This window comes from Cupriavidus sp. L7L (assembly GCF_004353535.1).
GTDB lineage: Bacteria > Pseudomonadota > Gammaproteobacteria > Burkholderiales > Burkholderiaceae > Cupriavidus > Cupriavidus oxalaticus_A.
Genome location: NZ_SMNY01000010.1, coordinates 21,850 through 36,361, shown reverse-complemented (window position 1 = coordinate 36,361; position 14,512 = coordinate 21,850). Strand labels below are relative to the sequence as shown.

Sequence of the window (14,512 nt, the reverse complement as noted above, 5' to 3'; positions counted from 1 at the left end):
GGATTGAATCTGGGTATTGGGAATGGCAGGAAAACGCTTCAGGTTTCCTGGTCGAAATCGATCACCAGCTTGTCGCTGACGGCGTAGCTCTGGCAGCTCAGGATGAAGCCGCGCGCGACTTCGTAGTCTTCCAGCGCGAAGTTGACGTCCATGTCGACCTCGCCTTCGATGCGCTTGCAGCGGCAGGTCGAGCAGACGCCGCCCTTGCAGGAGTACGGCAGCTCGATGCCCTGCGCCAGCGCGGCGTCGAGCACGGTTTCCTTGTTCTTTTCCAGCGTGAAGGAACGGGTGCGGCCGTCCTGGATCACCGTCACCTCGCACTGCTGCTGGCCGACCTGCTTGTGCGCATGCGCGGCGGGCCGCGCCGCGGGGATGCTGGTGGCGAACAGCTCGCGCTTGATGCGGGCCTTGTCGACGCCGTTGTCGAGCAGCGCCTGCGAGACTTCTTCCATCATCGACTGCGGGCCGCAGATAAAGGCGACGTCGATGTCCTGCGGCCTGACCCAGTGCTTGAGCAGCGCGTTGACCTTGCCGCCGTCGATGCGGCCGTTGAACAGGTCGATGTCGAGCTGCTCGCGGCTGAGCACGAACACCAGGTTGAAGCGCTGCAGGTAGGTGTCCTTCAGGTCTTCCAGCTCTTCCTTGAACAGCACCGACGACGAGGCGCGGTTGCCGTAGAACAGCGTGAAGCGGCTGTCCGGCTCCGCCTGCAGCGTGGTCTTGATGATCGACAGCATCGGCGTGATGCCGCTGCCGGCGGCAAAGGCGACGTAGTGCTTCGCGTGCGTGGCGGACAGCGGCACGTGGAAATGGCCGGACGGCGGCATCACTTCCAGCTTCATGCCCGGCTGCAACTGCTCGTTGGCCCAGTTGGAGAACAGCCCGCCGTCGACACGCTTGATCGCCACGCGCAGCTGCGCATCCTGCACCGCCGAGCAGATCGAGTACGAGCGGCGCACGTCCTCGCCGTCGATACCGGTGCGCAGCGTCAGGTGCTGGCCCTGCACGTAGCGGTAGGCGTCGGCCAGTTCGTCCGGCACGGCGAAGGTCACGGCCACCGCGTCACGGGTTTCGCGCGTGACCGAGGCCACCGTCAGTTCATGGAATTTGCTCATCTCCCCACCTTTCCTTCTCAGTGAGCCTTGAAGTAGTCGAACGGCTCTTTGCAGTCGCCGCAGCGGTACAGCGCCTTGCACGCGGTCGAGCCAAACTGGCTGACCAGCCGCGTATGGCGCGAGCCGCAGTGCGGGCAGGCCACCACCAGGGCCGGCGCCGCTTTCCGGCTGATGCCGCTGATATCGATCACCTGCTGCGCCGGTGGCGCGATGCCATAGCCGGTGAGGCTGGCCTTGCCACGCGGCGTCATCCAGTCGGTGGTCCACGCCGGCGCCAGTTGCGTCCGCACGCGCACCTTGTCCACGCCCTGCGCGGCGAGCGCGCTTTCGATGCCTTCGCGGATCACGGTCATGGCCGGGCAGCCTGAATACGTCGGCGTGATGGTGACGACGCAGGCATCGCCTTCCCACGCCACGTCGCGCACGATGCCGAGATCCACCACGGAAATCACTGGAATCTCAGGGTCCGGCACCGCGTCGAGCCAGGTCCAGACCTGCTCCACGGCGGGACGCGCCAGCGCTTGCGCGGTCATGATGCTCACCACTGCGCGCCGGGATAGGCGCGCTGCAGGAACTGCATCTCGGCCAGCAGGTAGCCGAGGTGTTCGGTATGGCGGCCGTGGCGGCCGCCGCTCTGCGCCCACTGGCTCGCAGGCACGCGCAGCGTGGCTTCCTCCAGCACCTCGCCGACATGACGCTGCCAGGGCTCGGCCAGCGTGGCGGGATCGGGGATCACGCCTGCGCGCGCCAGAGCGGCCTCGGCCGCATCGGCTTCGAACAGTTCGCCGGTGAACATCCACAGGTCGTCGAACGCATCCTGCATGCGGCGGTGGCTTTTTTCGCTGCCATCGCCCAGGCGCACCACGAGGTCGGCGCTGCGGCGCACGTGGTAGGTCACTTCCTTGAGCGACTTGGCGGCGATTTCGGCAATGCGCGCATCGGTTGATCGCTGCAGCGCTTCGAGCTGGAAGTAGTGCCACGTATCGAACAGGAACTGGCGCGCCAGCGTATCGGCATAGCTGCCGTTGGGCTGTTCCGCCAGCAGCAGGTTGCGGAACTGGTGCGCGTCGCGCAGGAAGGCCAGCTGGTCGGCGCTGCGGCCGGCGCCCTCCACTTCGGCGGCATAGCCCAGCCACAGGCGGGTCTGGCCGATCAGGTCGAGCGCGACGTTGGTCAGCGCGATGTCCTCTTCCAGCGCCGGGCCGCGGCCGCACCATTCCGACAGGCGCTGGCCGAGCACCAGCGTGGAATCGCCGAGGCGCAGCAAATATTCGAGCTTGTGGTTCGTCATGGTCCGGGCCGCCTCAGATGTGCTTGACCGCTTCCGGCATCGGGAAGAACGTGGGGTGGCGGTAGACCTTGCTGTTGGCGGGCTCGAACAGCGGGCCCTTGTCGCCGGGGCTGCTGGCCATCACGTCGCTGGCCTTGACCACCCAGACGCTGACGCCCTCGTTGCGGCGCGTGTAGACGTCGCGGGCGTTGTTGATCGCCATTTCGCCGTCCGGCGCGTGCAGGCTGCCCACGTGCTTGTGGGCCAGGCCGTGCTGGCTGCGGATAAAGATCTCCCAAAGCGGCCACTCTTTCATGGCAACCTCCTGTGTAAAGCGATTCGATGTGGGGAGCGGCGCGCTGCGCCGCGTGCGATCAGGCGGAAATCAGGCGGCGGCTTGCTGCGCCTGCTTGCCGGCCTGCTTGTCCGCGTGGGCCACCAGCGCGTTGCGGAACCATGCGCCGTCGTCCCAGGCCTTGACGCGGGTGCGCAGGCGCTCGCGGTTGCACGGGCCGTTGCCCTGGATCACGTTGTAGAACTCGGACCAGTCGATCTCGCCGAAGTCATAGTGGCCGCGCTCTTCGTTCCACTTCAGCTTCGGGTCAGGGATGGTCAGGCCCAGGTATTCGGCCTGCGGCACGGTCTGGTCGACCATCTTCTGGCGCAGTTCGTCGTTGGAGAACAGCTTGATGCGCCATTGCATCGATTGCGCGCTGTTGGGCGAATCGCCGTCGGACGGGCCGAACATCATCAGCGCGGGCCACCACCAGCGGTTGAGCGCATCCTGCGCCATCTGCTTCTGCTCGGGCGTGCCGTTGCACAGCTTCAGCAGGATGTCGTAGCCCTGGCGCTGGTGGAACGACTCTTCCTTGCACACGCGCACCATGGCGCGCGCATACGGGCCATACGAGCAGCGGCACAGCGGCACCTGGTTGATGATGGCCGAGCCGTCGACCAGCCAGCCGATCATGCCGATGTCGGCCCAGGACAGCGTGGGGTAGTTGAAGATGCTGGAATACTTGGCCTTGCCCGAATGCAGGTCGCCCAGCATCTGGTCGCGCGACACGCCCAGCGTCTCGGCGGCGCTGTACAGGTACAGGCCGTGACCGGCTTCATCCTGGATCTTGGCCAGCAACACCGCCTTGCGCTCCAGCGTGGGGGCACGGGTCACCCAGTTGCCCTCCGGCAGCTGGCCGACGATTTCCGAGTGCGCGTGCTGGGAGATCTGGCGGACCAGGGTCTTGCGATAGGCCTCGGGCATCCAGTCCTTGGCCTCGATCTTGATGCCGTCATCCACGCGGGACTGGAACGCGCGCTCCTGCGGGTCCATCTCTTCCATCGCGCGGAGCCTTGTTGCTCCTGTCTCCACCAGCTGTGCGTACATGCCTGCTCCGCTTTTGTAAGGGCCTTGTCTGAAGCTTGACGGGCGCTTGATTTGCATCAAGCTCGTCAGTTGCAATGGATGGTAGTGATACAATTTGATTCAAGCAATCTACGAATGTGTATCACTTTCGAGGACCATCATGGCGCTTTCCCCGGCTCCGGAACTGCCCTCCCCGCGCATTGCCCGGCTGGCACGCGGCCTGAAGCTCGGGGCCAATGCCATGCTGTCGACGCTGTTCGGCGACGTGGTGGCGCCGCGGCCACAGGCGATCTGGCTGGGCAGCCTGATCCGCCTCGCGGCGCCGTTCGGCATCAATGACAGGCTGGTGCGCACGGCCACTTTCCGCCTTGCGGCGGACGACTGGCTGGCCGCGACCCGGATCGGGCGGCGCAGCTACTACGGGCTGTCGGAGGCCGGCCTGCAGCGCATGCTGCACGCCGGCAAGCGCATTTATGCCGGCGAGGCGCCTGCCTGGGACGGCCGCTGGACCATGGTGCTGGTGCGCGGTGACGTACGCGCCACCATCCGGCAGAAGCTGAAGCGCGAATTGCTGTGGGAAGGCTTCGGCGCCATCGCGCCGGGCGTGCTGGCGCACCCCAACGCGGACCTGGCCTCGCTGCGCGAGATCGTCCAGGCGGCGCGCGCGCAGGAGTATGTGGCAGTGATGGAGGCGAGCAGCCTGGAGGCGTTCTCGCTGCGCCCGCTGCAGGCGCTGATGCACCAGACCTTCAAGCTGGGCGATGTGGCGCACGCGTGGCAGGCGCTGCTGCGGCGGTTTTCACCGCTGGCGGACGAAGCGGCAGACTTGCCGCCGGTGGATGCCTTCTTTGTCCGGACGCTGCTGGTCCATGAATACCGGCGCGTGCTGCTGCGCGACCCGAACCTGCCGGAGGCGCTGCTGCCGCAGGACTGGCCGGGGCGGACGGCGCGGGGGATGTGTAGTGGGATGTATGGGGCGTTGCTGGAGGCGAGCGAGAAGTACCTGCATGAGGTGGTGGAGGTGGCGGAGGGCGGGTTGGCCGATGCGTCCAACGAACTGCGCAAGCGGTTCAAGCATGCCTGACATGCCGCGAAGGCCGCCGGTTTGCTCCCCCGCAAGCGGGCGAGGGGAGCCTGTGCGAGCGGCGATGGCGCTATCTGCGACGCCTCGCCTTCAGTACGTCTCCAGATGCAACCGCCCTTCTCGCTTCAGCCCTTCAGCCAGCGCTTCCCAATGCAGGCCCGCCTGCTGCGCCACGTCGCGCAAGGCCAGCACCACGCCCTCCTCCATGCTCTTCAGCCCGCAGACATAGAAGTACGTATCCGCTGAAGCCAGCAGCGCCACGAGGTCGGCCGCGCGTTCGCGCATCAGGTCCTGCACATAGCGCTTGGGCTGCCCCGGCGTGCGCGAAAACGCCAGGTTGATGTCGATGAAATCCTTCGGCAGGTTCTGCAGCGGCCCGAAGTACGGCAGCTCTTCCTTGCTGCGCGCGCCGAAGAACAGCATCAGCTTGCCGCCATCGAACTTGCCGGCCTTGCGCAGCCGCCGGCGCCATTCGGTCATCGCCCGCATCGGCGCGCTGCCGGTGCCCGTGCAGATCATCACGATGTTCGAGCGCGGATGGTTGGGCATCAGGAAGCTGGCGCCGAACGGCCCGATCACTTCCACCTTGTCGCCCACCTTCAGGTCGCACATGTAGTTCGAGCCGACGCCGCGCACGGGGTTGCCGTCGTGGTCCTGCAGCACGCGCTTGATTGTCAGCGACAGGTTGTTGTAGCCCGGCCGCTCGCCGTTGCGCGCGCTGGCGATGGAGTACTGGCGCGCGTGGTGCGGGCGGCTGCTGGCGTCGGTGCCCGGGGGCACGATGCCGATCGACTGCCCTTCGAGCACCGGGAACGGCGTCGCGCCGAAATCCAGCACGATGTGGTGCGTGTCGTATTCACGGCCGACTTCGGTCACGCGCACGTTGCCGGTCACCGTGGCGGTGATGGTCTTGTGCGCGGACTTGGCGCCATAGAGGTTGGTGTAGGCATGCGCGGCGGACCAGGGGGGCACGGTGGCGCCGTAGCGCGCGCTGTTGAAGGTATCTTCGCCGGTGCCGGCGAGCGGCGACGTGGCGGGAATCTCCGGAGTCGCGGTCTGCGTTCCGGCGCCGGGGGCCAGGTCGGCCAGTTGCTCGGGCGAAAGCTCTGCGGGCAGCGTGTCCCAGGTCAGCTGTTCTTCGATGCTGTAGGCGCGCAGTTTCGGCATGTCGCGCCAGTTGTCGATCGAGCCGGTCGGACACGGGGAAATGCAGGCCATGCACAGGTTGCACTTGTCGGCGTCGACCACGTAGTTGCGCGAGTCATGGGTGATCGCGCCCACCGGGCAGGTGGCTTCGCAGGTGTTGCAGCGGATGCAGATCTCGGGATCGATCAGGTGCTGCTTGATGACTTGAATTTCTGCCATGTCCATGGCGGTCTCCAGAATCAGAGTGCTTCGCGGGCACTGCGCTTGAGCTTGCCGAGGCCCGCCGCGGACGCTCCCCTCTCCCGCGCAGTGGGAGAGGGGAGCAAACCGAACGCGGTTGATGACGCCGTGGCTCAGTTAAACCGCACGTACTCGAAATCCACCGGCTGGCGATTGATGCCCATGACCGGCGGCGCGATCCAGTTGGCGAACTTGCCGGGCTCGACCACGCGGCCCATCAGGCTGGCGACGAAAGCGCGGTCGCCTTCGGTGGGCAGCCACTGGTCGCGGAAATCGCGCCATTCGGCTTCGGAGACCACGCGGCCGTCGGGCGATACCTTCACACCGGCGAGCGCGCCGATATTGCGGTGGAAGGCCTTGTGCGGCACCTTCAGGCGGAACGGGATGCCGGCCTTCTCGATCACCTTGTTCCAGCGCTCGACGCCGGCCATGCTGTCCTTGATGTAGTCGTCGCGCAGCACCTCGTTGAGCGCGTTCAGCATCGGCACTTCCTTCTCGGTCAGCTGGCCGTTCTGCGCCTGCAGGATGCGGTAGGTCTGGCCCTTGAGCACGTGGTCGTCCATGCGCTTGCCTTCTTCGTAGCGGCCCTTCAGGCCGGTGCTGTAGAAGGTGGCGGCGTTGCTCGACTCATCGGCGCCGAACAGGTCGATGGTGACGCTGTAGTGGAAGTTCAGGTAGCGCTGGATGGTCGGCAGGTCGATCACGCCGGCGGCGCGCAGCTTTGCCGGGTCGTCGGTCTTCAGCTCGTTCATCACCTGGCAGGTGCGCTGGATCACGCGCGACACGCCGCTCTCGCCGACGAACATGTGGTGCGCTTCCTCGGTCAGCATGAACCTGGTGGTCCGTGCCAGCGGGTCGAAGGCGCTCTCGGCCAGCGCGCACAGCTGGAACTTGCCGTCGCGGTCGGTGAAGTAGGTGAACATGAAGAACGACAGCCAGTCGGGCGTCTGTTCGTTGAACGCCTGCAGGATGCGCGGGTTGTCCTGCTGGCCGCTGCGGCGCTCCAGTAGCGCTTCGCCTTCTTCGCGGCCGTCGCGGCCGAAGTACTTGTGCAGCAGGTAGACCATGGCCCACAGGTGGCGGCCCTCTTCCACGTTCACCTGGAACAGGTTGCGCAGGTCGTACATGCTGGGGGCGGTCAGGCCCAGGTGGCGCTGCTGCTCCACCGATGCCGGCTCGGTATCGCCTTGCGTCACGATGATGCGGCGCAGGTTGGCGCGATATTCCCCGGGAATGTCCTGCCACGCGTCTTCGCCCTTGTGATCGCCGAAGTGGATCTTGCGGTTGGCCTCGGCCGGGTTCAGGAAGATGCCCCAGCGATAGTCCGGCATCTTGACGTGGCCGAAGTGGGCCCAGCCCTGCGGATCGACGCTGATCGCGGTGCGCAGGTAGATGTCATGGGTGTGCGACCCTTCCGGGCCCATGTCGTTCCACCAGCTCAGGTAGTTGGGCTGCCACTGCTCGAGCGCGCGCTGCAGGGTGCGGTCTTCGCTCAGGTTGACGTTGTTGGGGATCTTGTCGCTGTAGTTGATGCCGGACATGGTGGTCTCCTGGGGAGGACGATTCGGTTGTCGTTGGGTTCGCGGTGGGTGCGGGATCAGACGCGGTTCCAGTCGAAGGCGGCCTTGTCGCCCTTGCCGTAGACCTTGAGCGCCCCCTTGTCGCCGACGGCGTTGGGGCGCTGGAAGATCCAGTTCTGCCACGCGGTCAGGCGGCCGAAGATGCGGGTGAACATGTTTTCCTGGCCGTTGAAGCGCAGGTTGGCCTCCATGCCGGTGAGCGCGTCGGGCGACATCGCCACGCGCTCTTCCAGCGCGATGCGGACTTCGTCGGTCCAGTCGATATCGTCGGGGTTGGCGGTGACCAGTCCCAGCGCCCAGGCGGCGTCGGCATCGAGCGGCTGGCCGGCCTTTGCGCGCACGGCATCGAGCGCGGGCTGTTCGTCGTAGAAGCGCCGTCCCAGTCGGCTCTGGCCGGTGGCCATCGGGTACAGGCCGAAATTGACTTCGGCCACGGTAATCTCCGGCGCGCGCGCCTCGTCGTCGGGCAGCGCCAGGTGGTAGCTGCGGTCGCAGGCCAGCGCCAGTTCCAGGAAGGTGCCGGCAAAGCAGGAGTCCGGCTCGATCAGCGCGAACAGGCTGCGCGACGACACATCCAGGCGGCTCAGCGTGCGGCGCAGCAGGCCGATGGTCTCGCGCACGAACCAGTGGTCCTTGTGCGCCAGCAGCGTGGCGTCGGTGGCCAGCACCGCGGCGGCATCGCCGCTGGTCTTGATCAGCCAGGTGCCGATGTCCAGCTCATTGGTGCGCATCGACAGGATCGCGTCTTCCAGTTCGCGCGCCAGTTGCAGCGGGTACCAGCTGGCGCCGGCAGCGACAATCGCTTCAATATCCTGCGGCTGCGCACCGGTGGGCGCCTTCACCGTGAAGGTGGCGGTGCGGCCGGCGCGGTCGATCTCGACCGTCACATGCGTGTAGCGCAGCGCATCGGCTTCGATGCTCCGCTCGATCGGCGCGAGCGCGACGCCCTGCGCATCGGCCGGGCGATCGCTCTGCGCGGCCAGCGCCAGCGCGCGCTCCTGCACCTTCTGCGCGAACACCGCCGGCTTGGCGATATCGTCGACCAGCCGCCAGTCCTTGGCGCGCTGGCCGCGCACGCCTTCGGTGGTGGTGCAGAAGATATCGGCGAGGTCGTGGCGCACGTGGCGCTTGTCGGTCACGCGGGTCAGGCCGCCGGTGCCCGGCAGCACGCCCAGCAGCGGCACTTCCGGCAGGCTCACCGCGGACGAGCGGTCGTCCACCAGCAGGATCTCGTCGCAGGCGAGCGCCAGTTCATAGCCGCCGCCGGCGCAGGCGCCGTTGACCGCGGCCAGGAACTTCAGGCCGCTGTATTGCGACGAGTCTTCGATGCCGTTGCGGGTCTCGTTGGTGAACTTGCAGAAGTTGACCTTCCACGCATGGCTGCTGACGCCGAGCATGAAGATATTGGCGCCCGAGCAGAACACCTTGTCCTTGCCGCTGGTGACGACCACGGTGCGCACTTCGGGGTGTTCGAAGCGGATGCGGTTGAGCGCATCGTTCAGCTCGATATCGACGCCGAGGTCGTAGCTGTTCAGCTTGAGCTTGTAGCCCGGACGCAGGCCGGCGTTCTCGTCGATATCCACCGCCAGCGTGGCGACAGGGCCTTCGAACTTCAGCTTCAGGTGCTTGTACTGGGCGGGGGTGGTCTGGTACTCGACGCGGGGGGCGGTGGTCACGGCGGTGTCTCCTCGGTGGAACTGCACCATAGTGCATGAGCTGGAATCTGGTGAGACGAACTATAGTTCATCGTTCAGATTTTATGCAAGCACTATTGTGCAGATTTTTAGGAGGGACGGAAAACGCACCCGACCGGCTTGCTCCCCGCAGGCGGGAGAGGGGCACGCAGTCGGAAATTGCGGGGATTACACCCCGGGTGACGGGCGAACCCTCAGCCCGGCATCTGCAACGCCGTGCGCACCAGCTCGCGCAGCGCCGCGAAGGTTGGCTCCAGCGGCTGCGCGCTGGTATTCAGCGAGAACTCCGCCTTGGAATAGAACGCGGCGCGGCCGGCCAGGATGTGGCGCAGGTCTTCCATCGCCTCCCTGCTCGCGGCCATCGGGCGGAAGTCGCCCTGCGCCCGCACCCGCTCCATATGGTCTTCCGCGTCGGCCTGCAGCCAGACCGTGGTGCAGTGGGCCAGCAGCAGGTTGAAGGTGGCCGGGTCGGACACCAGGCCGCCCGGCGTGGCGATGACGGCTTCGGGATAGATCTGGATGGCCTCTTCCACCGCCCGGCGCTCGTAGCGGCGGTAGGCGTTCATGCCGTACAGCCCCTGGATCTCGGCAATGCTGCAGCCGGCGAACTTCTCGATTTCGCGGCTCAGTTCGACGAACGGGAAATCCAGGTCCTCGGCCAGCATGCCGCCCAGCGTGGTCTTGCCGGCGCCGCGCAGGCCGATCAGCGCCACGCGCGGGCTGCGCGCCGCCTGCGCGGCATTCTCGCCGCCGGTGCCGAGCATCTCGCCCACGGCGATGCGCACGCGCCGCAGCGTGGCTTCGTCGCGGTGCTCCAGCAACTCGCGCAGCAGGATCCATTCCGGCGAGGACGTGGTGACGTCGCCCAGCAGCCCGGCCAGCGAGCACTGCAGCGCGTCGGCAATGTGCTGCAGCACCAGGATCGACGCGTTGCCGCTGCCATATTCCAGGTTGGCCAGGTGCCGCTCCGACACCCCGGCCGCCTGCGCCGCCGCCTTGCGCGTCAGGCCGCGGCGCGCGCGCAGGTCGCGCACGCGCTCGCCCAGCGCCACCAGGAAGGGGTTTTTCTCGGCGCCGTTGGCGGCCGCCGCGCCTGAATCATCTTGCAGGCGTTCATCCCGGGTTAACCCAGATTCATGCAATATAGTGCTTGACATGATTTCTCGGTGGTCCTATTTTTCATACATGCACAATAATGCATGAAGCCTTCGATAGCAATGGCTGAATCAGACGGAGCCCCCTGGATGTCCCTCACCCCCTCTCCAAAGCATTTCCGCGAGCAGATTGCGCAACTTACCGCGCAGCTTGCCGGCCGGCCGCTCGATACCGCGCTGGACGCGTGGCTCAATGCCGAGCACGGCGCCGGCAGCGCTACCTACCAACAACTGAAGGCGAGCTGCGAGGCCGGCGTGGCCGAAGGCTGGTTGTGCGACCGCGAAGGCGGCGGCATCCGCTACGGCCGCATCTTCAAGCCCGCCGACGACCTGCACGGATTTTCAGTCGATGTGGTCAACATGCAGGACATTGCCGGTCCGCACCATACGCATCCCAATGGCGAGATCGACCTGATCATGCCGCTGGACGGCAGCAATGCGCAATTCGACGGCCGCCCCGCCGGCTGGCTGGTATGCCCGGCGGGCAGCGCGCACCGCCCCACTGTCAGCAACGGCCGCGCGCTGGTGCTCTACCTGCTGCCGGAAGGCCGGATCGACTTCACCCGCGACTCCACCCGCTAAGGACCGCCATGACCGAACTGCTTTCCAACTACCTCGGCGGCAAGTGGCAGGCCGGCAGCGGTGCCGGCACGCCGCTGTTCGATCCCGTGCTGGGCGATGAACTGGTGCGGGTCGATGCGGCCGGCCTGGATCTCGCCGCCGGCTTTGCCTTCGCGCGCGAACAGGGCGGTGCCGCGCTGCGCGCGCTGACCTACCGACAGCGCGCCGCGCTGCTGGCCGACATCGTCAAGGTGCTGCAGGCCAACCGCGATGCCTATTACGAGATTGCCACCGCGAACAGCGGCACCGTGAAGAACGACTCCGCGGTCGATATCGATGGCGGCATCTTTACGCTGGGCACCTATGCCAAGCTGGGCGATGCGCTCGGCGACCGCCGCTTCCTGCCCGACGGCGAGGCCGCGCGACTGGGCAAGGATCCGCTGTTCCAGTCGCAGCACGTGCTGGTGCCGACGCGCGGCGTGGCGCTGTTTATCAATGCCTTCAACTTCCCGGGCTGGGGACTGTGGGAGAAGGCTGCGCCCGCGCTGCTGGCCGGCGTGCCGGTCATCGCCAAGCCCGCCACCGCCACGGCCTGGCTGACGCAGCGCATGGTGCGCGACGTGGTCGAGGCCGGCGTGCTGCCGGCGGGCGCGCTGTCGGTCGTCTGCGGCAGCTCGGCGGGATTGCTGGACCAGTTGCAGCCGTTCGACGTGGTGTCGTTCACCGGCTCGGCCGATACCGCGGCGGTGATCCGCTCGCATCCGGCCGTCGCGCAACGCTCGGTGCGCGTGAATATCGAGGCGGACAGCATCAACAGCGCGGTGCTGCTGCCGCAGGCGGGGCCGGACACCGCCGCGTTCGAGCTGCTGGTGAAAGAAGTGGTGCGCGAGATGACGGTCAAGTCCGGGCAGAAGTGCACTGCGATCCGCCGCGTGTTCGTGCCCGAGGCGCTCTACGGGCAGGCCGCCGAAGCGATCGGCGCGCGGCTTTCGAAAGTCATCGTCGGCAATCCGCGCAACGACTCGGTGCGCATGGGCGCGCTGGTCAGCCGCGCGCAGTTCGATGCGGTCACCGCGGCGCTGGCGGCATTGCGCCGGCACGCGCAGGTGCTGCACGACGGCACGCGGCAGCCGCTGGTCGACGCCGATCCGGCCGTGGCCTGCTGCCTCGGGCCGACGCTGCTCGGCGCCAGCGATGCCGATGCGGCCGCGGCGGTGCATGACACCGAAGTATTTGGCCCGGTCGCCACGCTTCTGCCCTATCGCGATACCCCGCATGCGCTCGCACTGGTGCGCCGCGGCCAGGGTTCGCTGGTGGCCTCGCTCTATGGCAGCGATGCCGCTGCGCTCGGCGCCGCCGCCGTGGAACTGGCCGACAGCCACGGCCGCGTGCATGTGATCTCTCCCGACGTCGCGCAGCTGCACACCGGCCACGGCAACGTGATGCCGCAATCGCTGCATGGCGGCCCCGGCCGCGCCGGCGGCGGCGAGGAGCTGGGCGGCCTGCGCGCGCTGCATTTCTACCATCGCCGCAGCGCGATCCAGGCCAGCACCGAGGTACTTGGCACGCTGGCCTGAGCGCCGGTTCCACACGCCTTCACCCTCCTTCACCGCGCCGTCCTCGCATGGCGGCGCGCAGCACACCGTACACCAGTAACGGGGAGACAAGCATGACCGCCACCACCGCAGACGTCCCGGTGCAGCCGCCGGGCGCGTCCTTCAACTTTGCCGCGCACCTGCTGGCGTGCAATGCCGGGCGCCCGGACAAGACCGCTTATATCGATGACGATGGCCGGCTTACCTACGGCGAGCTGGCGCAGCAGGCGCGGCGCCTGGCCGCCGCGCTGCTCGGCGCCGGCGTGCGCCGCGAGGAACGCGTGCTGCTGCTGATGCACGACTGCACCGACTGGCCCGTGAGCTTTCTGGGTGCGATGTACGCCGGTGTCGTGCCGGTGGCGGTCAACACGCTGCTGACCGCGGATGACTACGTCTACATGCTGCAGCACAGCCGCGCGCAGGCGGTACTGGTGTCGGCGGCGCTGCTGCCGGTGCTGCGGGACGCGCTGGCGGTGCCCGGGCATGAGGTGGGCAAGGTGTTCGTGTCGCGCGCGCAAGGGCAGTTGCCCGAGGGCATGGTGCCGCTCGACACGGTGCTCGCCGCGCAAACCCCGCTCGCCGCGCCCGCCGCGACCAGTTGCGACGATCCGGGCTTCTGGCTGTATTCGTCAGGCTCGACCGGACAGCCCAAGGGCGTGGTGCACAGCCACGGCAACCCGTACTGGACCGCCGCGCTCTATGCCGGCCCGGTGCTGGGCCTGCGCGAGGACGACATCTGCTTCTCAGCGGCCAAGCTGTATTTCGCCTACGGCCTCGGCAATGGCCTGAGCTTTCCGTTGAGCGTTGGCGCAACGGTGGTGCTGATGGCCGAGCGGCCCACGCCCGAGGCCACCTTCCGCCGCTGGCTGGAACACAAACCCACGGTGTTCTTCGGCGCGCCCACCGGCTACGCCGGCATGCTGGCCAACCCCGCGCTGCCCGCGCGCGCCGACGTGGCGCTGCGGCTGTGCTCGTCGGCCGGCGAAGCGTTGCCCGCCGAGATCGGCCAGCGCTTCACCGCGCATTTCGGCTGCGAGATCATCGACGGCATCGGCTCCACCGAGATGCTGCATATCTTTCTTTCCAACCGCCCCGGTCAGGTGCGCTACGGCACCACGGGCTGGCCGGTGACGGGCTACGCCATCGAGCTGCGCGACGAATGCGGCCAGCCCGTTGCCGACGGCGAGATCGGCGATCTCTATATCCAGGGCCCCAGCGCCGCGATGATGTACTGGGCCGACCGCGAGAAATCGCGCGAGACCTTCCGCGGCGGCTGGACCAAGAGCGGCGACAAGTACGTGCGCAACGCGGACGGCAGCTACAGCTACGCCGGCCGCAGCGACGACATGCTCAAGGTCAGCGGCATCTACGTCTCGCCGTTCGAGGTCGAGGCCACGCTGGTGCAGCATCCCGCCGTGCTGGAGGCCGCGGTGATCGGCGTGCCGGACCAGGAAGGGCTGGTCAAGACCAAGGCCTTCGTGGTGCTGAAGGCCGGCGCGCAGCTGGGCGACGGCGAGCTGAAGGCCTTCGTCAAGGAGCGGCTGGCCGCCTACAAATACCCGCGTGCGATCGAATTCGTCGACACGCTGCCCAAGACCGCCACGGGCAAGATCCAGCGCTTCGTGCTGCGCGAGCGCGAACTGAAGGCCGCCGCAGAGCGCGCCGTAGCAGTGGCGTAAGCACGCGCCATCCCACCCTACCGGAGACAAC

Annotated in this window: 13 protein-coding genes; 4 read left to right on the top strand and 9 right to left on the bottom strand. The window is 67.2% G+C overall.

The features are described from left to right. Positions 1-38: 38 nt before the first annotated feature. From paaE to paaA, 5 genes are all read right to left on the bottom strand, one after another. Complete coding sequence (paaE, locus tag E1J61_RS11985) at positions 39-1,115, bottom strand: 1,2-phenylacetyl-CoA epoxidase subunit PaaE (RefSeq protein ID WP_133094282.1); 1,077 nt, start codon at positions 1,113-1,115, stop codon at positions 39-41. 17 nt (positions 1,116-1,132) lie between these two features. Then, positions 1,133-1,648, bottom strand: a complete 516-nt coding sequence (gene paaD / locus E1J61_RS11980) for a 1,2-phenylacetyl-CoA epoxidase subunit PaaD (protein ID WP_133094281.1) — start codon at positions 1,646-1,648, stop codon at positions 1,133-1,135. A 5-nt stretch (positions 1,649-1,653) separates the two neighbouring features. Next, on the bottom strand, positions 1,654-2,406 hold the full coding sequence (gene paaC / locus E1J61_RS11975; RefSeq protein ID WP_133094280.1) for a 1,2-phenylacetyl-CoA epoxidase subunit PaaC: 753 nt from the start codon (positions 2,404-2,406) through the stop codon (positions 1,654-1,656). A 13-nt stretch (positions 2,407-2,419) separates the two neighbouring features. Continuing rightward, complete coding sequence (paaB, locus tag E1J61_RS11970; RefSeq protein ID WP_029044895.1) at positions 2,420-2,701, bottom strand: 1,2-phenylacetyl-CoA epoxidase subunit PaaB; 282 nt, start codon at positions 2,699-2,701, stop codon at positions 2,420-2,422. A 69-nt stretch (positions 2,702-2,770) separates the two neighbouring features. Next, positions 2,771-3,769, bottom strand: a complete 999-nt coding sequence (gene paaA / locus E1J61_RS11965) for a 1,2-phenylacetyl-CoA epoxidase subunit PaaA (protein WP_133094279.1) — start codon at positions 3,767-3,769, stop codon at positions 2,771-2,773. Positions 3,770-3,908: 139 nt separating this feature from the next. On the opposite strand from paaA, the gene paaX reads away from it, so the two are divergent. After that, positions 3,909-4,832, top strand: coding sequence for a phenylacetic acid degradation operon negative regulatory protein PaaX (gene paaX / locus E1J61_RS11960; RefSeq protein ID WP_133094278.1), 924 nt, complete (start codon positions 3,909-3,911; stop codon positions 4,830-4,832). A gap of 90 nt (positions 4,833-4,922) precedes the next feature. Here the strand turns inward: paaX and boxA are convergent, their stop codons facing one another. The 4 genes from boxA to E1J61_RS11940 form a co-directional block, all read right to left on the bottom strand. After that, positions 4,923-6,203, bottom strand: coding sequence for a benzoyl-CoA 2,3-epoxidase subunit BoxA (boxA, locus tag E1J61_RS11955; RefSeq protein WP_133094277.1), 1,281 nt, complete (start codon positions 6,201-6,203; stop codon positions 4,923-4,925). Positions 6,204-6,331: 128 nt separating this feature from the next. Beyond that, positions 6,332-7,759, bottom strand: coding sequence for a benzoyl-CoA 2,3-epoxidase subunit BoxB (gene boxB, locus E1J61_RS11950; RefSeq protein ID WP_133094276.1), 1,428 nt, complete (start codon positions 7,757-7,759; stop codon positions 6,332-6,334). Between the two features lie 56 nt (positions 7,760-7,815). Beyond that, entirely contained in the window at positions 7,816-9,474 is a 1,659-nt protein-coding gene (boxC, locus tag E1J61_RS11945; protein WP_133094275.1) for a 2,3-epoxybenzoyl-CoA dihydrolase, read from the bottom strand. Between the two features lie 212 nt (positions 9,475-9,686). Further along, positions 9,687-10,649, bottom strand: coding sequence for a helix-turn-helix transcriptional regulator (locus E1J61_RS11940; RefSeq protein WP_133094274.1), 963 nt, complete (start codon positions 10,647-10,649; stop codon positions 9,687-9,689). Between the two features lie 87 nt (positions 10,650-10,736). On the opposite strand from E1J61_RS11940, the gene E1J61_RS11935 reads away from it, so the two are divergent. The 3 genes from E1J61_RS11935 to E1J61_RS11925 all read left to right on the top strand — a co-directional run bounded on the left by E1J61_RS11935 (position 10,737) and on the right by E1J61_RS11925 (position 14,481). Next, positions 10,737-11,228 carry a DUF4863 family protein gene (locus tag E1J61_RS11935; protein WP_133094273.1) on the top strand — a complete coding sequence of 164 codons (492 nt, stop codon included), beginning with the start codon at positions 10,737-10,739 and terminating at the stop codon, positions 11,226-11,228. 8 nt (positions 11,229-11,236) lie between these two features. Beyond that, complete coding sequence (locus tag E1J61_RS11930) at positions 11,237-12,784, top strand: 3,4-dehydroadipyl-CoA semialdehyde dehydrogenase (protein WP_133094272.1); 1,548 nt, start codon at positions 11,237-11,239, stop codon at positions 12,782-12,784. 92 nt (positions 12,785-12,876) lie between these two features. Further along, positions 12,877-14,481, top strand: a complete 1,605-nt coding sequence (locus E1J61_RS11925; protein WP_133094271.1) for a benzoate-CoA ligase family protein — start codon at positions 12,877-12,879, stop codon at positions 14,479-14,481. Positions 14,482-14,512 lie beyond the last annotated feature (31 nt).